The organism is Cryobacterium sp. 10I5 (genome assembly GCF_035019865.1).
In the GTDB taxonomy this organism is placed as follows: Bacteria; Actinomycetota; Actinomycetes; order Actinomycetales; family Microbacteriaceae; genus Cryobacterium; species Cryobacterium breve_A.
This window is the reverse complement of sequence record NZ_JASJVI010000073.1, coordinates 1-20,048: the sequence shown is the minus strand read 5'-3', so window position 1 is coordinate 20,048 and position 20,048 is coordinate 1. Positions and strand designations below refer to the sequence as shown.

At 69.8% G+C, this 20,048-nt stretch carries 16 protein-coding genes and 2 pseudogenes; 8 read left to right on the top strand and 10 right to left on the bottom strand.

Going from position 1 to position 20,048, the window contains the following annotated elements; genetic code table 11:
• The coding region (locus QN350_RS15290) for a M23 family metallopeptidase (protein ID WP_323516901.1) at window positions 1-1,180 on the top strand (1,180 nt) is incomplete at its 5' end.
• Window positions 1,181-1,221: 41 nt separating this feature from the next.
• Here the strand turns inward: QN350_RS15290 and QN350_RS15285 are convergent.
• From QN350_RS15285 to QN350_RS15265, 5 genes are all read right to left on the bottom strand, one after another.
• The gene (locus QN350_RS15285) at window positions 1,222-2,151 is read right to left on the bottom strand and encodes a 5'-3' exonuclease (protein ID WP_323502986.1); all 930 of its coding nucleotides are present in this window, start codon (window positions 2,149-2,151) and stop codon (window positions 1,222-1,224) included.
• Between the two features lie 115 nt (window positions 2,152-2,266).
• Window positions 2,267-3,370 (bottom strand): acyl-CoA dehydrogenase, encoded by a 1,104-nt coding sequence (locus QN350_RS15280; protein ID WP_323502974.1) that lies wholly within the window; start codon window positions 3,368-3,370, stop codon window positions 2,267-2,269.
• Between the two features lie 166 nt (window positions 3,371-3,536).
• Entirely contained in the window at window positions 3,537-4,049 is a 513-nt protein-coding gene (locus QN350_RS15275) for a DNA starvation/stationary phase protection protein (protein WP_323516900.1), read from the bottom strand.
• A 141-nt stretch (window positions 4,050-4,190) separates the two neighbouring features.
• On the bottom strand, window positions 4,191-4,685 hold the full coding sequence (locus QN350_RS15270; RefSeq protein ID WP_322138685.1) for an NUDIX domain-containing protein: 495 nt from the start codon (window positions 4,683-4,685) through the stop codon (window positions 4,191-4,193).
• A gap of 123 nt (window positions 4,686-4,808) precedes the next feature.
• The gene (locus QN350_RS15265; RefSeq protein ID WP_323502973.1) at window positions 4,809-5,168 is read right to left on the bottom strand and encodes a hypothetical protein; all 360 of its coding nucleotides are present in this window, start codon (window positions 5,166-5,168) and stop codon (window positions 4,809-4,811) included.
• On the opposite strand from QN350_RS15265, the gene QN350_RS15260 reads away from it, so the two are divergent.
• Window positions 5,167-5,547: a DUF4232 domain-containing protein gene (locus QN350_RS15260; protein WP_322138683.1), complete on the top strand. Its 381-nt coding sequence runs from the start codon at window positions 5,167-5,169 to the stop codon at window positions 5,545-5,547. The genes QN350_RS15265 and QN350_RS15260 overlap by 2 nt on opposite strands.
• Window positions 5,548-5,742: 195 nt before the next feature.
• Here the strand turns inward: QN350_RS15260 and QN350_RS15255 are convergent, their stop codons facing one another.
• The 3 genes and pseudogenes from QN350_RS15255 to QN350_RS15245 form a co-directional block, all read right to left on the bottom strand.
• On the bottom strand, window positions 5,743-7,383 hold the full coding sequence (locus QN350_RS15255; protein ID WP_323516899.1) for an NAD-dependent malic enzyme: 1,641 nt from the start codon (window positions 7,381-7,383) through the stop codon (window positions 5,743-5,745).
• Between the two features lie 153 nt (window positions 7,384-7,536).
• A pseudogene (locus QN350_RS15250) lies at window positions 7,537-10,807 on the bottom strand (efflux RND transporter permease subunit); the annotation flags it as partial.
• Between the two features lie 74 nt (window positions 10,808-10,881).
• Entirely contained in the window at window positions 10,882-12,480 is a 1,599-nt protein-coding gene (locus QN350_RS15245; RefSeq protein ID WP_323502971.1) for a PLP-dependent aminotransferase family protein, read from the bottom strand.
• A gap of 63 nt (window positions 12,481-12,543) precedes the next feature.
• On the opposite strand from QN350_RS15245, the gene QN350_RS15240 reads away from it, so the two are divergent.
• Window positions 12,544-13,236 (top strand): hypothetical protein, encoded by a 693-nt coding sequence (locus tag QN350_RS15240; protein WP_323502970.1) that lies wholly within the window; start codon window positions 12,544-12,546, stop codon window positions 13,234-13,236.
• 36 nt (window positions 13,237-13,272) lie between these two features.
• On the opposite strand, the gene QN350_RS15235 is transcribed toward QN350_RS15240, so the two are convergent.
• The gene (locus QN350_RS15235) at window positions 13,273-14,061 is read right to left on the bottom strand and encodes a MerR family transcriptional regulator (RefSeq protein ID WP_323502985.1); all 789 of its coding nucleotides are present in this window, start codon (window positions 14,059-14,061) and stop codon (window positions 13,273-13,275) included.
• 108 nt (window positions 14,062-14,169) lie between these two features.
• Between QN350_RS15235 and QN350_RS15230 the strand changes: the two genes are divergently transcribed.
• The 3 genes and pseudogenes from QN350_RS15230 to QN350_RS15220 all read left to right on the top strand — a co-directional run.
• Window positions 14,170-15,012, top strand: a complete 843-nt coding sequence (locus QN350_RS15230; protein ID WP_323502969.1) for a CPBP family intramembrane glutamic endopeptidase — start codon at window positions 14,170-14,172, stop codon at window positions 15,010-15,012.
• A gap of 126 nt (window positions 15,013-15,138) precedes the next feature.
• Window positions 15,139-16,083 (top strand): DUF4097 family beta strand repeat-containing protein, encoded by a 945-nt coding sequence (locus QN350_RS15225; RefSeq protein WP_323502968.1) that lies wholly within the window; start codon window positions 15,139-15,141, stop codon window positions 16,081-16,083.
• Window positions 16,080-16,475, top strand: a pseudogene (locus tag QN350_RS15220) (PadR family transcriptional regulator); the annotation flags it as partial. The gene QN350_RS15225 and the pseudogene QN350_RS15220, both read left to right, overlap by 4 nt.
• A gap of 533 nt (window positions 16,476-17,008) precedes the next feature.
• On the opposite strand, the gene QN350_RS15215 reads toward QN350_RS15220, so the two are convergent.
• A complete protein-coding gene (locus QN350_RS15215) occupies window positions 17,009-17,293 on the bottom strand; it encodes a hypothetical protein (RefSeq protein ID WP_322138675.1) in 285 nt (94 codons plus the stop codon).
• Window positions 17,294-17,377: 84 nt separating this feature from the next.
• Here QN350_RS15215 and QN350_RS15210 point away from each other — a divergent pair, with 84 nt between their 5' ends.
• Window positions 17,378-17,872, top strand: coding sequence for a MarR family transcriptional regulator (locus QN350_RS15210; RefSeq protein WP_323502967.1), 495 nt, complete (start codon window positions 17,378-17,380; stop codon window positions 17,870-17,872).
• Window positions 17,873-18,034: 162 nt separating this feature from the next.
• A partial coding sequence (locus QN350_RS15205) for an APC family permease (RefSeq protein WP_323516902.1) occupies window positions 18,035-20,048 on the top strand: 2,014 nt, incomplete at its 3' end.

The window sequence follows — 20,048 nt, the reverse complement described above, 5'->3', positions numbered from 1 at the left end:
GCCCACGCCCACGCCCACAGCGTCGCCGACCCCGGCGACCCCGCCGGCCCTGGTGCTCGTGGCTCCGGAACCCCAGCAGGCATTCGGCCCCCGGGCACCCGTCGTGTCATCGGCTGTGCGACAGACAGCTGCTGCCGCCCGCGCCGCTGCCGACAGGGCGCAGGCGGAACACGTCTCGGCCCGCCGCGCCGCCGCCGTCGCTGCCGCCCAGTCCCGCCTGCGCGCGGCGGAGACCGGCCTGGCCGCGGCGAAGCTCGCCGGCGCCTCGGCCCAGGCAGACTACACGGCCGCCGTCAGCCGGGCCGACCTTGTGCATGCGCTCAGGGAACGGGCCGGAGTAACCGCAGACGCGTCCCGCCGGGTGCTGGCGACGCTCGTTCGCGGCCTGATGCAACAGTCCGGCAACAGCACCCTCGACGTACTGCTCGACGACAGGGCCGACCAGGACCTGCTGTTTCAGCTCGGCACACTGGATACCCTGTCCAGGCTGACCGCGAATCTCGACGACGTGCGCAGTCGGGTCGCAGCGGACGTCAGTCGGCAGCAGGTGCTCGAGAAGCAGGATGCCGCAGCTCAGGCCGTCATCGCCGCGGTCCCGGTTTCCGCCACCCGTGCGGCGGTCGCGGCGGCGCAGGACGACGTCGACGCCGCATCCGCCGCCCTCGCCGACCTGGGCCGGTCAGTTCCTGCGACCACGGCGGCGAGTGAGGTCCAGCCGTTCCCGGTAACCTCGACGGTCGCGGACACCGGGCGTCTGAGTGAACAGGGCTGGACCGCACCGGCCATCGGGCGCATCGCCGATGCGTTCGGCCCGCGTCTCGTGCACCCGGTTGCCGGGGTCGGTGATTTCCACCGGGGGACGGACATCGGCGCAGGGTGCGACGCGGCCATCTATGCGGCGGCAGACGGGGTCGTCGAGTCCGCTGGCGTGCTGGGCACTTATGGCAACTGGATCCTGATCGACCACGGAAGCGGCATCGCGACCGGCTACGCGCACATCGCCCCCGGGGAGACACTGGTCAGCGTCGGTGAGCGCGTTGTTGCCGGCCAGGTGATCGCCGGAGTCGGGAGCACCGGCGCCTCGACCGGCTGCCACCTGCACTTCGAGGTCAGGATCGACGGGACCGCCGTTGACGCCGTCCCGTTTCTGGCCCGGCGTGGTGTGATCCTCGGCACCTGAATTGTGGTCGCCCAGCGGCAGTCACGGCGAGGGGCAATGGGTCAGGCCAGGCCAAGGAGGGCGGCGCGAGCTCGCTTCATCGACGTCGTGAAGCCCCACTCGGCGGAGAGTCGCTCGAGCTCGGCGTCCTGCTCCGGGGCGCTCGGGCGGATGCGGGCGTCGAACGCCGGGAGCGACAGGTCGCGCACGACGTTGACGACGGTCGGGGCGACCGCGAGGTAGTCGACGGCGGCGCGGATCTTCGCGCGCACCCCGGCAGCCATCGCCGAAGCGGGGTCGACGGCCGCGGCGACGATGCCGTCCAGGTCACCGAAGTCGGCGAGCAGGGTGGCCGCGGTCTTTTCGCCGATTCCGGCGACCCCGGGGAGCCCATCGGAGGCGTCGCCGCGGAGGGCCGCGAAGTCGGCGTACTGCGCCGGGCTGACGCCGGTCTTCGCGCTCAGCGCGGCATCGGTGAGAGTCTCGAGCCTGGCCATGCCGCGGCCGGTGTAGATCACGCGCACGGTGCGGGAGTCGTCGACGAGCTGGAAAAGGTCGCGGTCGCCGGTGACGACATCGACGGGGATGTCCGCGTGCGAGGCGAGCGTGCCGATCACGTCGTCCGCCTCGTGCCGCGGGGAGCCGATCACCGGGATTCCCAGCGCGGCGAGCAGCTCACGGATGATCGGAACCTGCGAACTGAGCAGCTCGGGGACGTCCTCGGTCGCGGTGGGGGCATCCGCTGCCGGAGACTCGACGAGCGCGGTGACCCGGTGGGTTTTGTAGGTCGGGATCAGGTCGACCCGCCACTGTGGACGCCAGTCGTCGTCCCAGCAGGCCACGATCTCGGTCGGCGGGAACTCGGTGACGAGCCGGGTGATGATGTCGAGCAGCCCGCGCACGGCGTTGACCGGCTGGCCATTCGGCGCGCGGACGGTGTCGGGCACCCCGTAGAACGCGCGGAAGTACAGGGCAGCGGTGTCGAGCAGCATCCGGCGCTCCGGTGGAGTGGTCACGGCGGAATCCTGACATATCGGGCCCCCGTGCGTCCACCGGGGAAGGATCCAGGTCGTGCTGGCGCTGTTGTGCCGATTGAATCGCCGCCGCTCACCAGGGCGAGGGGCCGCCGCCGGGGACCGAACCGCCGTCGAGGAGCAGGGTGCCGAGAGCGGCCTCGTCGTGTTCGGCGTGGTGCTGGCGCACATAGAGCTCGAGGTCGGCGACCCGCTGCGAGTGCCGGGCCTCGAAGGCGAGCGGCCACGGGCCGAGCGCGTGGCCAGCCCGGGCGATGACCTCCTCGACCGAGCGTGCGACGAGGCCGCGTACCCTCGCCGCGAGGAGCGCCCCGGCCTGGCCGGTCGCGCTGCCGTCGTCGATCGATGCGGCCGCGGCCGAGAGGGCACCGCCGCACGCGCTCAGGGCCACGTCGATCGCGCCGAGGTGGGCGAGGGCGATCTGGTCCGCCGGCCATTCCTGGGCGCCGCGGAACACCCGACGGGCGATCCCGACTGCCCCGCCGAACCAGCACGCGGCGACGCCGATCCCGGCCCAGGCGTAACCCGGCCGGTCGAAGTACCAGTTGTCCTCGCGGATCGCGACCGCGGGCACGCCCCGGAAGTCGACGGGGCCGCTCGTGATGGAGGGCAATCCGCGGCCGACCCAGGTGTCCTCGAGTACGGTGATGCCCGGCGCGGTGAGGTCGACCGCGAACAGCCGCAGCGCCTGACTCGACGTGTGCGCCGTGACAAGGGCGTTGCTCAGCGAACTCGCGAGCGAGCACCACGGTTTGAGCCCGTCGAGTCGCCAGCCCTGCTCCGACTCACTCGCGTCGAGGCGGGTGCCACGCGCTTCGGCCGAGAAGACACCCCAACTGCGGATCCGGTCCGTCTCACCGCCGGGCAGCTGCGCCGGTTCGACGGATGCCTGGCCCAGGACCGAGAGGGCGGCGAGATGACCGTCGGTGACGCGCGCCGCCGACAGGTCGGCCGCCGAAACCGTCGCGAGCGTCTCGAAGAGGCGCCGGGTGTCGCCCTCGCCGATGGCGGGAAGACGGGAACCGAGGTGCATGGCGAGCCGGAGTGCCCTCCCGGTATCGCCGTTCACGAGCAGGGCCTCATCGGCGACCACCCGGAGTTGCTCACTCGCCTCGCGATCACCGGGCGTACCGAGCCAGACCGGGGCACTCTCACTGTCGAAGTTCCGCTGGTTCATCTGCGGCCTCGCCTTCTTTTGCTTGTCATCCTCGACCCGCGCACTGCCCATCCGACGTCCCCTTCTCGTCGAGTCTCCCTCGCCGCGACCCCGGTCCGCGGCCTTTGTCGTCCTCCGCCGCGACCGGCCCTGGTTTCTGGCCCGATGGGCCCGTCCGACCCCTCGCTCAGTCCGTGACGTCCGAGAGGGCGCGTCCGGACGGGCGGGTCGGCGACTTGGCGGTCGCCTTCCGCGGTAGGCGGTTCTCGGCGCTGACCATCCAGGCGTACTGCTCGAGCTTCTCGATGAAGCCGTGCAGGATATCGGCGCTCGTCGGATCCTCGTCGTCAACGGCAACGTGCACCTTGCGGATGTTCTTCACCGTCGCGTCGAGCCGCTCCGTGATCATGACGACGGTTTCCGCGGTGTCGACCTCGCCCGCCGGGAACTTCGGCAGGTGGGTGTCCTTGGCGACCGTCTCGGTGCGTCCGTCCGGGAGGGCGTCGAGTGCGCGCATCCGCTCGGCCAGCTCGTCGGAGAAGATGCGGGCATCGTCGATGATCTCGTCGAGCTGCAGGTGCAGGTCGCGGAAGTTGTGGCCGACGACACTCCAGTGCGCCTGCTTGCCCTGAACGTGGAGTTCGATCAGGTCGACGAGGACGGACTGGAGGTTGCCGCCGAGTTCAGCCGATGCCTTCATGGGTGTGCCCCTCTCACGCAGGAGCGCGCGGCGGCGGATGCCGGGCGAGGATCCCGCTCGTTTCGAACAGCACGATAGCAGGGGTGTCCCCGCCGTGTCAGGTCGAGCGGATGCCCCTGTTCGGATGTACCGCGGCCGGCGCTAGGCCTGGGTGTCGGCCGGGGTGTCGCGGCGGCGGAAGAGCGCGGGCCCGGACTGGGCGACGGCGAGCCGCAGCCGCTCGTCGTGCGTACCCGGCAGGGGCGGGAGCGCGTCGAGCGGCCACCAGGCGGCCGCCGTGTTCTCGCCGTCGGCCGGGTGCGGCTCACCGCTCACCCACCGGCAGCGGAAGAGCACGTCGAGATATTGGGCGTGATCGCCGTTGGCGTATTGGAGGGGCTCGCGGGCGAAGACACCGACGAGGGTCTCGACCTCGGCGACGATCCCGGACTCCTCGAGGATCTCGCGCGCCGCGGCATCCGCGGGCTCTTCACCGGGATCGACGACGCCGGCGACGTTCGACCAGTTGCCGTTGTCGGCGCGGCGGACGAGGAGCGCCTCGTCGCCGCGCACGACGACCGCGGTCACGCCGATGAGCCAGAGCGGGGCGTGCCCAATGCTTTTACGGAGTTCGAGGATGAAATCGGGGGTGGCCATCCTTCGAGCCTAGCCAGCGGATCTCCTGAGTTGGCCACCGCGGCACCGGTTGCCGGGATGCGCAACCCCCCTCGCGCGCGAGCTCATCGCACAAGCCGGGTGCGAGACTGGGGACGCGGCCTCTCAGACGGACCGCGACAGGGGGGGCGACATGACCGGATCACGGGTCGAGAGAGCGTGTCGGGGGACTTCGCACGGCACCGGGCACAGAATGGCGGCGGCACTCGGCGCAGCGGCGCTGCTCTGCACAGCGCTCTCCGCGTGCGCGGCGGCGGCACCGTCGTCGACGGCCAGTGCGACAGCAACGGCATCGGCCTCGGCCTCGGCCTCGACCGTCCCAACGGCGACAGATGCCCCGACGGGCACTTCCACCGGGTCACCCACAGCGGTCCCCACTCCCACGCCCGGCGACGACGTTTCCGCGGCCTGTTCTGCCGGCGCGCTCGGCGCAGCCCTCGTCTCGCGGCCGATGGACAGCGGCATGAGCAGCTTCTACTGGGACCTGTCCCTGACCAACACGGGAGCCCAGGCCTGCACCGTGCAGGGATACCCCGGTGTCCGGCTCGTGAACGCGAGCACCGGGGCGCTGCTCGGCCCGGCCGCGGCACACGAACGCTACCCGACTGTGACGGGGGATGCCGTCGAACTCGCTCCCGGCGCATCCGCCTACAGCCTGCTGCACCTGAATCAGGCGGGGGCATACACCTGCACGCTCGTCGCCGTCACCGAGCTCGACGTGACCCCGCCCGGCACGGATGTCCCTCGCCGGGTTACGACGCCCAACCCGATCCAGGGTTGCGACGACCCGCTCATCGGCCTGGTGAAGGTGGGTCCGTTCGCGCCTGCCGCGCTCGTCTACTAGCTGCAAATCGGGAGAGCCCGGTTTGTGGCCGGCGAGAGTGGTCTCGGTCGACATCGGGGGCTAACTCAGGAAGACCGCGCCTCACCGGGATGCCGGACCCCGGAAACAGGCGGATGCGTGCCGGCGACGACGCGAATCTCCTGAGTTAGCCCCCGGGGCATGCCGGAGAGGGCGGGCGCGACGGAGCGGGATCGGCTAGTAGGCGGGGTGCCAGGTCGCGGCAGCGACCGCGGCCTCGGGGTCGGTGATGGGGACGCCGTTGACCCCGTCGCGCACGGCCTGGGCGACCACGGCGACGGCGACGCGGCGTGACACCTCGGGCAGGTCCCGGAACGAGGGCAACACGGCAGCGCCCGGACGGGTCACGTCGACCATGCCGGCGATCGCGTGCGCGGCGGCGAGGAGCATGGCCCGGTTCAGCACGGTCGCCCGCGCGACGATCGCTCCGAAGCAGATCCCCGGATACATCAGGGCGTTGTTGCCCTGGCCGATCTCGTAGTCGACCCCGTCGAACCGCACGGGGGCCGACGGGCAGCCGGTGCTCACGAGGGCGGCGCCCGCCGTCCAGGTGATCACGTCGGCCGCGGTCGCCTCGGCGAGCTCCGCCGGGTTGGAGATCGGACAGATCAGCGGGCGTTCGACGTGGGCGGCCATCTCACGCACGGCAACCTCGGTGAAGGCGCCGAACTGGGTCGAGGTGCCGATGAGCGCGGTCGGGTGCACGGCGGCGATCACGCTCTGCAGCGAGCGCGGGTCGGCGAGCGCGGGCGCGAACGCATCGCCGTCCAGTTCCCGCGCGGGCCGGGCGTATCGCCGCTGACCGGCGGTGAGGTCGGGCAGGCTGTCGACGATGAGCCCCTGCCGGTCCATCAGGTAGATCCGTGCCTCGGCCTCGGCGAGTGATTGTCCGCCGGTGACGACGAACTCGTCGACGATCTGGTCTGCGATGCCGATCCCGGCGGTCCCCGCACCGAAGATGAATACCCGCTGGTCGCTCAGGGCCAGCCCGGAGATGAGCATGCTCGTGTTCAGGGCGGCGAGGATCGTGACGCCGGTGCCCTGGATGTCGTCATTGAGGGTGCAGATGCTGTCGCGATACCGCTCGAGGATCGGCGCGGCCGTCGCGCGGCCGAAGTCCTCCCAGTGCAGCAGTGCGCCTGGGTAGAGCCCGAGGGCCGTCTGCACGAAGTCGTCGATGAACCGGTCGTAGTCGGCGCCACGGATGCGTGGAAACCGATTTCCGAGGTACCGCGCGTCGGCGAGCAGCCCGGCGTTGTCGGTGCCGACGTCGATGAACACCGGCAGGATCTGGGCGGGGTCGATGCCCGCTGCCGCGGTGTAGACGGCGACCTTGCCGGTGAGGATCTCGGCCCCGTTGACTCCCCAGTCGCCGATGCCGAGGATGCCCTCGCCGTCGGTGGCGACGATCAGGCGGATGTCCCGGCCGTTGGCGTAGATCTTGAGCGCGTCCGCGATGCTCTCGGGATCGAGTGCGGAGATGTAGGCGACGTCGCTGCCTGCGTAACAGTCGCTGTACTGCTGGATCGCCTGGGCGACGGTCGGCGCGTACACGATCGGCAGGAATTCGACGAGATGCCGGGACATGGCGTAGTAGAAGAGGCGGCGGTTGCGCGCGCAGACGTCCATCAGGAACAGGCGCTTCTCGAGGTCGTTCGGCCGGGCCAGGAACCGCCGGTAGAGCTGGCCCGATTGCTGCTCGATGGTCTGCACGACGTGCGGGAGCTGCCCGGTGATGCCGCCGCGCATCCGCTCGGCCCTGGTGAAGGCGGTGCCCTTGTTGCGGTACGGGTCGGAGAGCAGGGAAAGCCCGGTCATGAAGTGCCTCTCGCGAGTTGGAGGCCGCGACGGTGTGACCGGTGTGCCGGGCCAGAGGCTGCTGCCTACCCCGCTTCACCCAGTTTAACCCCGCGTTTACCCGAGGTTCGTCGCCGCGGCAGCCGCGGACTCGCGTGCCACGTTCTTCTCCTCGCGGCGGATGGCCCGGCGCTCCCGCCCGCCCTCGACGAGGAAGTAGAGCACCGGCAGCACGATGAGGGTGAGCAGGGTCGAGGAGACCAGGCCGCCGATCACGACGAGGGCGAGCGGCTGGGAGATGAACCCTCCGGTGCCGGTGAGGCCGACCGCCATCGGCAGCAGGGCGAAGATCGTGGCGAGCGCGGTCATCAGGATCGGGCGCAGCCGCCGGGAGGCGCCGTTGACGAGCGCCTCGCGCACGTCGAGGCCCCGTCGGCGGTACTGGTTGACGAGGTCGATCAGAACGATCGCGTTCGTCACGACGATGCCGATCAGCATCAGCACGCCGATCAGCGACGGCACACCGAGGGGGATGCCGGTGATCACCTGCAGCGCGATGGCCCCGGTCGCCGCGAACGGGATGGACACGAGCAGCAGCAACGGCTGCAACAGCGACCGGAACGTCGCGACCATGACGATGTAGACGATCAGGATCGCGGCGAGCAGCGCGATTCCGAGCTGTTGGAACGCGTCGGTCTGATCCTTCGTGACGCCGCCGAGGGTCGCTGTCGCGCCCGTCGGCAGGGTTGTGTCGGCGAGCACGGTCGCCATCTGGGCGTTGGCGGTGCCGAGGTCGTTGTTGTTCGGCGTCGCCGAGACCGTCGCGGTGCGCAGGCCCTTCGTGGTCGTGAGGGTGGCCGGGCCGTCGACCTGCGCGACGGTCGCGAGGGTGCTGAGCGCGACCGGCCCGGCGACCGTCGGGATTTGCAGGGCTGCGAGCGCGGCCGTCGTGGTCGGCGAGCTGGCCCCGGTGAGGTACACGGACAGGTTCGCCTCGTTGATCACGATCGACCCGACGACGCTCGGCTGCATCGCCTGCGAGACGAGACTGCCGAGGGCGAGCTCGCTCAGGCCCGCCGCAGCGGCCTTCGTGCGGTCGATCTTCACGGCGAGGTAGGGCCGGGACGCGGCAAGGTTGCTCGAGCTCTCCTTGATCGCGTCGAGCTTCTTCACGGCGGCGAGGATGCTGTCGCTCGCTTTCTGCAGGTCGGCGCCGTTCGCCGCGGTGATGTCGACGGCGATGTCCGAGGTGCCGCCGAAGCCGCCGCCGGCCGTGACGGAGAAGTCGCCGACGTCGGTGAGCGCGGCGAGCTTGCCGCGGACGGCGTCCTGAACGGCGTCGGGCTTGGCCACCCCGTCGGTCGTGATCGAGTAGCTCACTGTGCTCGTGGTCGGCGCTCCCCCGGCGAACGCGGCGAGGGCGCTGCCGCCGCCGATCGATACCTGGACGATCTTCACGCCCGGAGTGCTGCGCAAAGCTGTTTCGACCGTCGTCGAGGCGGTGTCCTGGGCGGCGAGGCTCGTGCCGACAGGGAGAGCCTGGGCCACCCGGAACGTGGTCTGACCGGTTGACCCGAGGAAATTGACCTTCATGAAGGGGATGATCGCGACCGTGCCGCCGAGCACGAGCACGGAGAGCAGCAGTGTGACGACGGCGTGCCGGAGCGTCCACCGGATGATCGGCAGGTATCCGGTCTGCAGCCGGCTCGGCTCCTCTGCGATCGCGGTCGCGGGGGCGGATGCCGCGCGCCGGGTGCGCCGGGACGCGGTCGCGGTCTGATTCCGCCGAAACGGGCGCGGTGGTGGCCTCGCCGGTGGCGGCATCCGTTGCCGCGAGGACCGGGGCCGCCTCGGGAATTGTGCCCGGATCGGCGGACTTCGGCGTCTTCGCAGACCTCGCAGGCTTGGCGGTCTTCGGCGACTTGGCGGGCTTCGGCTTCGGGGCGCGCAGGAACCAGTAGGCGAGCACGGGCACGATCGTGAGCGAGACGAGCAGGGAGGCCAGCAGCGCGATCGTGACGGTCAGGGCGAAGGGGCGGAAGAGTTCGCCGGTCGACCCGCCGACGAAGGCGATCGGCAGGAAGACCGTGACGGTCGTGATCGTCGACGCGGTGATCGCCCCGGCGACCTCGCGCACGGCCTCGACGATGGTCTCGGATCGGTCCGCCCCGGGCACGAGGTGGCGCTTGATGTTCTCGATGACGACGATCGAGTCGTCGACGACGCGGCCGATCGCGATCGTGAGGGCGCCGAGAGTGAGGATGTTGAGCGAGTATCCGACGCCCTGCAGGCCGATGAACGTGATCAGCACGGAGGTCGGGATCGAGATCGCGGTGACGAGCGTCGCCCGCACCGAGAGCAGGAAGACGAGGATCACCAGCACGGCGAACACGAGTCCGAGGATGCCCTCCTGGGTGAGCGAGTTGATCGACTCCTGGATGAACGGGGCCTGGTCGAAGACGACGGTGAAGGTCGTGCCGGGCACGGCGTCCTGGAGCTTCGGGAGGATCGCCCGGACGGCCGTGGACACGTCGACCGTGTTGGCGGCGGGCACCTTGGTGACCGCGATCGTGAGGGCCGGCTTGCCGTTGACGCGGGAGATGCTCGCGACGGGGTTCTCGCCGAGCACGACCGTGGCGACGTCACCGATCGTGGGCGGGGCGGCGGGCGCGGCACCCGGGGCGGCGCCGGGTGCAGTGCCGGCGCCGGTGCCGAGCAGCGGCAGGGCGGCGATGTCCGCGGCGGAGGTCAGCTTGCCGCCGGCTTGCACGGACAGGGTCTTGTCGCCCTCGGTGAGCGAGCCGGCGGGGATGAGCGCGCCGTTCTGCTGCAACGCGGAACGGATCGCCTGCGTGCTGAGGCCGCGGGTGGCCAGGGCAGCGGCATCCGCTGTGATGGTCACCCGGCGGCCGACATCGCCGACGAGCGCGGCCTCGCGCACCCCGGACACGTCGCGGATGTCGCCGAGCACGCTGCGCTTGAGGTCGTCGGCGAGGGTGGCCTGGTCGCCGCCGGAGACGGCGAGGGAGATGACCGGGAAATCGTCGATGCTGCCGCTGATCACCTGCGGGTCGAGGTTGTCGGGCAGGCGGGTCTTGATGCGGTTGATCGCCTGGCTGATGCGCGATTCGGCCTTGACGAGGTCTGTGCCGTATGTGAACGTGGCGCTCACGAGCGAGGAGTTCGTGCTGCTCGTCGTCGAGGTGGATTCGAGGCCGGCGATGCCCTGGATAGCGGTCTCGATGGGGGTCGAGACGTCGTCGTTGACGACCTCGGGCGAGGCGCCCGGATAGCTCGTGGAGACGAGCAACTGCGGCAGTTGCAGGGAGGGAATCAGTTCCTGCTTGAGGCTCGTGAGGGCGAGGCTGCCGAAGACGGCGGCGACGATCGTGATCAGGGCGATCAGGGCCCTGTTCTTCATGCTCAGCACGGCGAGAAAATGCATGGCTCAGTATCGCATCGCCCTGTGACAGGCGTGTTGAGTTTTGCGCCCCTTTTCAGCGTTGAAGGCGTTCGGGGTCAGACGAGGTCGGCGAGGTACCCGGTGTCGGGCAGCGGATGCCGCAGCAGTGACCCCCAGGCCAGGCCCAGGGCATCCACCGCGCGTTCCATCTCGACCGCGCTGTGGCAGAACGGGACCCGCAGGAATCGTTCGAAGGCGCCGTCGACGCCGAAGCGGGGCCCGGCCGGCACGAGCAGGCCGTGGTTGCGCGCGGCGAGCGCGAGCTGGGAGCTCACCGGGCGACCGAGGTTGACCCACGCGGTGAGGCCGCCGTCGACGTGCGGCACTGTCCAGTCGGGGAAGCGCGCGGCGAGGAGTGCCTCGAGGTGGTCACGTCCGGCGCGGAGCTCGTGGCTGCGACGCTCGAGAATCGCCGGCATCTCCGGGAGCATTCGGGTGACGATGAGTTGCTCGAGGATCGGCGTGCCCATGTCCGTTGCCGTGCGTGCGGCGACCAGGCGGCGGATCAGGGCGGGCTCGGCCCGGATCCAGCCGATGCGCAGGCCGCCCCAAATGGTCTTGCCCACCGACCCGACTGTGACGACCGTGCCGCGGACGCCGGCGCCCGTGCCGTCGCCGGAGTCCATCCCATAGCCGTTGATTCCCGCACTCCCCCGCTCGCCCGGCGCGTATGCCGCGAACGGCATGAAATCTCCCGGCCGGTCGATGCCGAGCTCGCCCATCGTCTCGTCCGCGATGAGGACCGTGCCCTGCCGAGAGGCGGCCTCGATCACGCGGGTCCGCTGTTCGGCGGGCATCGTCTGCCCGGTCGGGTTGTGGAAGTCGGGCATCAGGTAGCCGAGCACGGGATTGCTGCCCCGGAGTGCCTGGAGCAGGGCTGGTTCGTCCCAGCCGGAGGAGCCGTCTGGATCGGAGCTGCCGCCGACCTGGCTCGCCTGCGCAGCCGATTCCGCCGCGGAACCTGCGCTCCCCCGCGCCGTCACGCTCACCGGTACGAGCCGCGCCCCGGCGGCACGGAACGCTTCGACCGCGTGCGGATAACTCGGCTGTTCGATCAGCACCCGGTCGCCGCGGCTGACGAATACCCGGGCGAGCAGCGCGATCGCATGCTGGGCCCCGATCGTGACCATGATCTGCTCCGGGTCGGTCGGAAGCCCCCGCACCCGGTACCGTTCGGCGATCGCGGCGCGCAACTCCGGGATGCCGACGGGGTCGAAACCCGGACCGTCCAGGTGGCGCGAGAGGTCTTCTGCTGCGCGCGCGGCGACATCCGCCAGCCCGCCGAGCGCCGACATCGTTGCCTTGCTGAGATCGAGGACGCCGTTGTCAACCGACGCGCTCCCGGAGCCCGGGCCGTCCCCCGCGCTGGAGGCGGCGCCGGAGCCCGGCAGCCGCACCACGCTGCCCGAGCCGCGCACGCTCGAGAGCAGCCCGGCGGAACGCAGCTCGCGGTAGGCGGCCGTCACGGTGGTGCGGCTCAACCCGAGCCGCACGCCCAGCTCTCGTTCGGCGGGCAGGCGGGTACCCGCGGTGAGGCGGCCGTCGAGCGCGAGCAGGCGGATGCGATCGGCGAGCCCCCGGTAGGCGCTGCCGCCGGTGCGCCACTCGCCGAGCTTCGACTCGAGGGCACGGGCGCTGAGCTGGATATCCGACATGAGGCCACTCTAGACAGATTGGCTACTTGATCACAGGCCACTTGTGCAATTGGATTGGTTTCCATGACCCGTCGCCTCATCCAGCTGCTTATTGGCCTCTTCCTGTACGGCATCGCGATTGCACTGATGGTGCGCGGCGCGATCGGGGTCGCGCCCTGGGACGTGCTCACCCAGGGCATCGACGGCCACACCCACCTCGGGTTCGGCCTGCTGACGGTGATCCTGAGCGGCGTCGTGCTGCTGTTCTGGATCCCGCTGCGCCAGAAGCCGGGCGTGGGTACCGTGATAAACGCGCTCCTCGTCGGCCCGTCTGTGGACGTCGGCCTCTGGCTCGTGCCGGCGGGTCTCGACCTGTGGCTGCGCGCGCTGCTCTTCGCGGCAGGCGTGCTGCTGCTCGCCGTCGCGACCGGCCTCTACATCGGGGCACACCTCGGCCCCGGGCCCCGCGACGGCCTGATGACCGGCCTGCACCGCCGCACCGGCTGGCCGATCTGGATCGTGCGCACCGGCATCGAGGGCACTGTGCTCGCACTCGGCTGGGTGCTCGGCGGCAATGTCGGCATCGGCACCGTGCTCTTCGCGGCGCTCGTCGGCCCGCTCTGCCATTGGACCATCCCCCGCCTCGCCCTGCCGCTCCCGGCGCCCCGGACGCCCGCGCACGCTTCACTCGCCCCCGCACCCGAGACGCCTAACCAATTCGACGGAGATTTTGGGAAAATTGCGCCTGGGAGCGCTCTTTCGGGGCCAAAAACGTAAAAATTCCGTCGAATTGGTTAGGGGCGGATGCCGCGGTTAGAGGTTGCGGTCGGCGTACGCCTGGAGGGCCGCGCGCACGAAGGCCGCCCCGGCGGGGCCGCCGTAGTTCGCGGCGAAGCGCTCGTCGGCGACGTACATCTCGCCGAGACCCGTGAAGTACTCCTTCGAGGGGCCCGTGCCGCCCGGCCCGCCGCCGGGGGTGCCCGGGATCGCCCGCAACCAGTCGAACTGCCGCTGCGCGAGTGCCTGTGCCTCGGCTCCCGCGGGGTCGAGCCCGCCCGTGGCGCCGGGGGCTTCGGAGGCTGAGGCCGCCGCACGCCAGTCCGCGAGGAGCTGCGCCTGCCGCCCCTGCCACTCCGCCTTCTCCGCTGCGCTCATCCCGCGCCACCAGGCGTCGCCGTTCGCCCAGGCCGCGGCGCCCCAGCGGCGCTCGACCTCCTCCTTGTGTTCGGTGTGATCGAATCCGTCGAACATGTTCTCTGCCATGGGTTGTTCCTTCCTATCCAGGGTGGTGATGGTGTCCTCGACCGAGCCGATCTGGCGATCGAGGCGGTCACGCTCGCCGCGCAACCAGGCGAGGTGCGCGCCCAAGGCACGGGCGGCATCCGTCTCGTGGTCGAGCACCTCGCGAATGCCGGGCAGCCCGAGCCCGAGCGCGCGCAGCATCAGGATGCGCTGCAGCCGCACGAGCGCCACGGCGTCGTAGTAGCGATAGCCGTTGGCACCGATCCTGCTCGGCGGAAGCAACCCGACGTCGCCGTAGTGCCGCAGGGTGCGGCTCGTCGTCGACGCGAGCCGCGCGATCTCCTGGATCGACCAGTCCATGTCCACTCCCCGTCCGTTGTGTTCTCCTGGCGTTGTGTTGTCCACGATAATTCTTGACGCTGCGTCAAGGTCAAGCCGTCTCCCGAATCCCATTCGGTACCATGTGGCATGCACGACACGACCCGGGCAACGGATGCCGCGGCGCGGCCCCGCGCGCGCCTGGCGCTCCGCCTCGTGCCCGCCTCCCTGGTCTCAGCGTCAGCGGTGCTGCTCTTCGGAGTGCACACGCCGGTCTCGATCCCCGCCGGTTACCTGCTCCTCGGACTCGCCCTCGCAGCGGCCGTCGTCATCGACCGCCCGCTCGCCCGGGACCTGGCGCTCGTCGCCCTCGGCCTCCTCCTGATCAGCACCATTTCTCTCGCCGCCAACATCGACTACCCGAACATGGCGCTGATGGGGACGGTGCTCACGCTCGCGGTGCTCCTGCCGTACCTGGTCTCGCGCTACGTCTACCGCGAGCGGGCGATCCGGTTCCCGATCCGCACCGGGCGACCCTGGACATCCGCCGCGCTCGGATACCTGGTCGTCGTGATCGCGCTCGGCTATGCGATTCTGCCGACCTATTTCATCCGCTCTGGTGCCTTCCAGGACTGGCCGACCGTCACCGCACCGGATGAGATCGGGCGCCTCTTCGTCGGCGTGGGCTTCGTCGGAATCTGGGACGAGCTCTTCTTCATCTGCACCGTGTTCGCGCTGCTGCGCCGGCACTTCCCGGACTGGCTCGCGAACCTGCTCCAGGCGGTGATCTTCACCTCGTTCCTCTGGGAACTCGGCTACCGCAGCTGGGGCCCGCTGATCACCTTCCCCTTCGCGCTCCTGCAGGGCTTCACCTTCGCGCTGACCCGGTCACTCGGCTACGTCATCGTCGTGCACCTGCTCTTCGACCTCGTCGTCTTCCTCGTGATCGTGCACGCACACACCCCGGCCTGGCTGCCGATCTTCCTCTACTAACTGCGCGCCCACGCGCACGGGGGTTGCGCACCGCTGAAACGCGATATATCGTGAGTTACACCAGACGCGATATAGCGCGAAAAAGTTTCCGGCATCCGCAGCGGATGCCCACAGAAGGAGCACACAATGGCACTCGAAAAATGGCTGGTCGCCCCCGGGCAGACCCGGGTGATCGACGTCGAACTCGTCAACCGGCTCAAGGTCGGGCTGATCGGCGGCAAGGTCGACATCATCGGCCACGATGAACCGTTCACCCGCGTCGAGGTGCACAGCGTCAGCGGCAAGGACCTGCGCATCTCCCTCGACGGCGACACTCTCGAAGTCGACCACCCGCAGTTGCGCTGGGACAACTTCATCGAGGTCTTCGCCTCCTTCCGCGGCAGCGCCCGGGCCGACGTGAGCATCACCGTCCCGCGCGACGTCGCCCTCAAGCTCGGCGTGATCTCGGCCGGAGCCCTCATCACGGGCCTCCGCAGCGACGTCAAGCTCAACACCGTTTCGGGCGACCTGGTCGTCGACGGCGTCACGGGCGATATCGACGTCAACGCGATCAACGGAGAGATCTCGGTCAGCAACCACTCGGGCGACATCACCGCGCACACGGTCTCCGGCGACGTCACCGCGAGCGGCAGCATCCGCCGGTTCAGCGTCGACGGCGTCGCGAGCAACGTGTTCCTCGACCTCGAGGGGTCGCCGGACACCGTCAACACGAACACCGTGAGCGGCAACCTCACGGCCCGCGTCGAGGCCGGCCTCCCGATCAAGTACCACCTCAACACCGTCTCGGGCGTGCTCCAGCTCGACGACCAGACCGTGAAAAGCACCTTCGGCAAGGGCTACGAGTCGAGCACGGGCGTGCTCGCGGGCAGCTGGCTCGAACTGCACGCGAACTCCGTCTCGGGCGACATCTCCGTCGTGCGGCGTCCGGCCGCGGCGACGGATGCCCCGGCGAGCGCCGCCGCCGGCTCCGGGGCCTTCGCGCCCGCGGCATCCACCGCCCCGGACTCCGGGGCAGCGGGCCAGGGAACGACCGCCGGACCGGACGGCACCACAACGGAGGCCTCGGCATGACCCCCGTCTTCGCCCACGGCAGCCTGCGGCTCTACCTGCTGAGCCTGCTCGCCGAGCAGCCACGGCACGGCTACGAGCTGATCCAGGCGCTCAGCGACCGCTTCGGCGGCACCTATATCCCGAGCGCGGGCACGATCTACCCGCGACTGGCCAAACTCGAGGAAGAGGGCCTCGTCACCAAATCGACGGACGGGCGCAAGACCGTCTACGAGATCACCGACGCCGGACGCGCCGAACTCCTCGCGCGCGGGGGCGACCTCGACGCCCTCGAGAACGAGGTCACCGACTCGGTGCGTCGGCTCGCGGACGAGGTGCGGTCAGGGGTCGCCGCGGCGATGACGAGCCTGCGCACCGACCTCGCGGCGGCCGCCCGGCAGGCCAGGGACGACGCCGGCTTCGGAGCGGGCGGGCGAGGACGTGGGGGTTCGAGTCCCACCACCGGTTCCGCCGTCCCGGGCACGGGCGCTGATGCCGGTACGGGATACCCGGGCACGGACGGCCCCGCGGATGCCGCGGGTTCCGCCGGCGCTGCGGGTTCCGGTACCGCAGGCTCGGCTCCAACGGGTGCGGGTTCGGCCGGGGCGGAGGGCCAGGGTTCGCCGAACGGGACAGATCGTCGCCTCGAGTCCAATCGCGCGCTGCGTGAGGCCGACCTCGTGCTCAACGAGTTCCGCCAGCAGCTCCGCGCGGACCTGCGCAAGCAGGCCGTGCACGCCCGGGTGCCCGCCGCGACCGTCTCGGACCTGCGCGCCCGCCTCGCCGAGGTTCGCGCCGGCATCCTGGACGCCCTGCCCCGCTGACCCACGCCGCGCCCGTCCGCGAGAGTACACTTTTGGCCCTTAAACCAGTGTCTTAAGGGCCAAAATCGTACTCTCGCGGAACGGAACGCACGTTTCTCGGGAAGGGTCGCGGGCGGCGTCCGGGATCAGGGGGCTGCGGGGGCTGGGTGATGGATCTGGGTGCGTTCGCCCGAGCGGTCGATCTCGTGCCTGCTCATCAGTTCGCCGCAGATCGGGCAGGTCGCCTCGGCGCGCTCTGCCTGCTTCTGCTCAGTCGTTTCCGTCGTATACGGACCGAGCGGCGGCGGGCCGATCCAGGGCAGCAGCGTGCGATTCAGCCAGGACACGGCGCCCAGGAGGCCGTGTTCGCCCGACGCGTTGTTGTCGGAATCGCCCGGCTTGCCGGTTCCTCGTCTCGGTGCGCGTGTCATAATGCTTAGTGTACTAATCAATTACAATGAGTGCACTAACCATTTCCGTCGAGTCAGCCGAACAGTGGGGCACGTGACGAACCGATGACACAGGATTCCCCGAAAGCGGCGGATTCCGCTCGCGCGACCCCCGGTTCGACCGTGTCGGCGCCCGACCTGCTCCGCCTCGAGGACCAGGTCTGCTTCGCCCTCGCGATCGCGTCCCGCAGCGTGGTCTCGGTCTACCGTCCGATCCTCGAGCCCTACGGCCTCACGCATCCGCAGTACCTCGTGCTGCTCGCCCTGTGGGAGCGCAGCCCTCGTTCAGTCTCCGACCTCAGCACCGAACTGCGCCTCGAGCCCGCGACCCTCTCCCCGCTGCTGAAGCGCCTCGAGACCGCCGGCCTGGTCGCCCGCAGCCGCAACACCCACGACGAACGCGTCCTCGACATCACACTGACGGATGCCGGCCGAGCGCTCCGCGCCGACGCCCTCACCATCCCGCCGCGCATCATCGACAGGCTCGGCATGACGCTGGACGAGCTCACCGCCCTCCGCACCTCGCTCTGGCGGGTGATCGACGCGGCCCAGTCCCCCTGACCCGCGAAAGCGGGTGAATCGTCGTTTTCGCTACGGCAAACCGACGATTCACCCGCTTTCGCGGAACATCGGGATGAGAAACGGGGGTAACCCAACTCGCGGGGGGCTCAGCTTATTCCGGGAAGTTTGACAGTTGTGCCCAACGGAGTAGTGTCATCCCTCGTGACACCAGACGGCTCCCAAGCGCCAGAAACTCGCTCCGCGAAGCGGTGGATCATCGGCGAACCACTCTCGACCGAGCACCTCGAGGGTCAACTGCTGCCCAAACACCTCGCCCTGCCGATCTTTGCGAGCGACCCGCTGTCGAGCGTCGCGTACGCCCCGCAGGAACTCCTGATGATCCTGACCCTCGGCGGGCTCGCCTTCCTGAGCTTCGCCCCCTGGGTTGCGGCCTGCGTCGTGCTCCTGCTCGTGGTCGTCGTCGCGTCGTACCGTCAGCTGATCAAGGCGTACCCCTCCGGTGGCGGTGACTACGAGGTCGCCTCGAAGAACCTCGGCGAACGCGCGGGCCTCCTCGTCGCATCCGCCCTGCTCGTCGACTACGTGATGACCGTCGTCGTCTCGGTGGCGAGCGGCGTGGACAACATCATCTCGGCCGTTCCGCAACTCGTGAACTTCCGGGTCGAGCTCGCCGTTTTCTTCGTCGTGGTGCTCGCCGCGGTCAACCTGCGCGGCGTGCGCGAGTCGAGCAAGGCCTTCGCCTTCCCGACCTACCTGTTCATCGCGAGCGTGATCCTGATGGTCGTCGTCGGCCTCGTGCGGGTCGCCTTCGGCGACGCACCCGTCGCGGAGTCCGCAAGCTACGGCGTGCACGCCGAGAACCTGGCCCAGTCGGCGTTCATCCTGCTGCTGCTGCGCTCCTTCGCGAGCGGATGCTCCGCCCTGACCGGCGTCGAAGCGATCGCCAACGGCGTTCCGGCGTTCAAGCACCCCAAGGTCAAGAACGCCCAGCGCACCCTCGTGCTGATGGGCGGCATCGCGATCGTGATGTTCATCGGCCTGACCACCCTCGCGCTGATCGCGAAGGTGCACTACGCGGAGAGCCCCTGCGACCTGGTCGGCTGGGCCGAGTGCGCGACCTCGCCGCAGCGCAGCCTGATCGCCCAGATCGCCGCGGCGACCTTCGGCAACAACTCGATCATGTTCTTCGTGCTGCAGGCGGCGACGGCGGCCGTGCTGCTGCTCGCCGCCAACACCGCCTTCAACGGCTTCCCGCTGCTCGGCTCCGTCCTCGCGAAGGACTCCTACGCACCCAAGTCGCTCAGCACCCGAGGCGACCGCCTGATCTACTCGAACGGCGTCGTGCTCCTCGCCCTCTTCGCGGTGCTGATCCTGATCGTCTTCCAGGCCAATCTGACGGTCCTGATCCAGCTGTACATCATCGGCGTCTTCGTGTCGTTCACCCTCGGCCAGACCGGCATGGTCAAGCACTGGCTCACCCTGCTCAAGACGAACCCGCCGAACCGGGCCTCGATCATCACGAGCCTCTCGATCAACGGCTTCGGCGCCGCCCTGACCGGCGTGGTGCTCATCGTCGTGACGATCACCAAGTTCACCCACGGCGCCTGGCTCGTCTTCGTGATGATGCCGGTGCTGTTCACCCTGATGCTCGGCGTGAACCGCTACTACCGGGACGTCGCCAAGGAGATCGAAGTCGACCCGGACACGACCTTCGGTTCCACCGGCGACCACGCGATCGTGCTCGTCGGCAAGATGCAGAAGCCGGTGCTCAAGGCGCTCGACTACGCGATCGCCGCGCGGCACGAGGGCATCGAGGCCGTGCACATCTCGATCGACGAAGAAGAGACCAAACAGCTGCAGCGCGACTGGGTGCGGCAGAACATCCAGGTACCGCTGCGCATCGTCGAGTCGCCGTACCGGGACATCAGCTGGCCGTTGATCAGCTACATCAAGGAGCGCCGCGCCGCACACGGCTCCGAGGTCGTCACCATCTACACCCCGATCTACATCGTCGGGCACTGGTGGGAGAACCTGCTGCACAACCACAAGGCCCGGCGCCTCCGCCAGAAGCTGATGCTCGTGCACGGTGTCACGATCGCGCTCGTGCCCTGGCTGCTCGACTCCTCCGAACTCATCTACGGCCGCAGGTCCCGCCCGATCCCGGGCCAGGACCGTCGTGGCGAGCCGGTGCGCCCCCGCCCGATCCCCCGGCGCC

Coding starts and splice junctions, on each gene's coding strand:
- QN350_RS15210 (WP_323502967.1), top strand. CDS start 17,378: ATGACACAGGATTCCCCGAAAGCGGCGGATTCCGCTCGCGCGACCCCC.
- QN350_RS15240 (WP_323502970.1), top strand. CDS start 12,544: ATGACCCGTCGCCTCATCCAGCTGCTTATTGGCCTCTTCCTGTACGGC.
- QN350_RS15270 (WP_322138685.1), bottom strand. CDS start 4,685: ATGGCCACCCCCGATTTCATCCTCGAACTCCGTAAAAGCATTGGGCAC.
- QN350_RS15215 (WP_322138675.1), bottom strand. CDS start 17,293: ATGACACGCGCACCGAGACGAGGAACCGGCAAGCCGGGCGATTCCGAC.
- QN350_RS15275 (WP_323516900.1), bottom strand. CDS start 4,049: ATGAAGGCATCGGCTGAACTCGGCGGCAACCTCCAGTCCGTCCTCGTC.
- QN350_RS15265 (WP_323502973.1), bottom strand. CDS start 5,168: ATGCCGCTGTCCATCGGCCGCGAGACGAGGGCTGCGCCGAGCGCGCCG.
- QN350_RS15285 (WP_323502986.1), bottom strand. CDS start 2,151: ATGCTGCTCGACACCGCTGCCCTGTACTTCCGCGCGTTCTACGGGGTG.
- QN350_RS15245 (WP_323502971.1), bottom strand. CDS start 12,480: ATGTCGGATATCCAGCTCAGCGCCCGTGCCCTCGAGTCGAAGCTCGGC.
- QN350_RS15225 (WP_323502968.1), top strand. CDS start 15,139: ATGGCACTCGAAAAATGGCTGGTCGCCCCCGGGCAGACCCGGGTGATC.
- QN350_RS15255 (WP_323516899.1), bottom strand. CDS start 7,383: ATGACCGGGCTTTCCCTGCTCTCCGACCCGTACCGCAACAAGGGCACC.
- QN350_RS15260 (WP_322138683.1), top strand. CDS start 5,167: ATGAGCAGCTTCTACTGGGACCTGTCCCTGACCAACACGGGAGCCCAG.
- QN350_RS15280 (WP_323502974.1), bottom strand. CDS start 3,370: ATGAACCAGCGGAACTTCGACAGTGAGAGTGCCCCGGTCTGGCTCGGT.
- QN350_RS15235 (WP_323502985.1), bottom strand. CDS start 14,061: ATGGACTGGTCGATCCAGGAGATCGCGCGGCTCGCGTCGACGACGAGC.
- QN350_RS15230 (WP_323502969.1), top strand. CDS start 14,170: ATGCACGACACGACCCGGGCAACGGATGCCGCGGCGCGGCCCCGCGCG.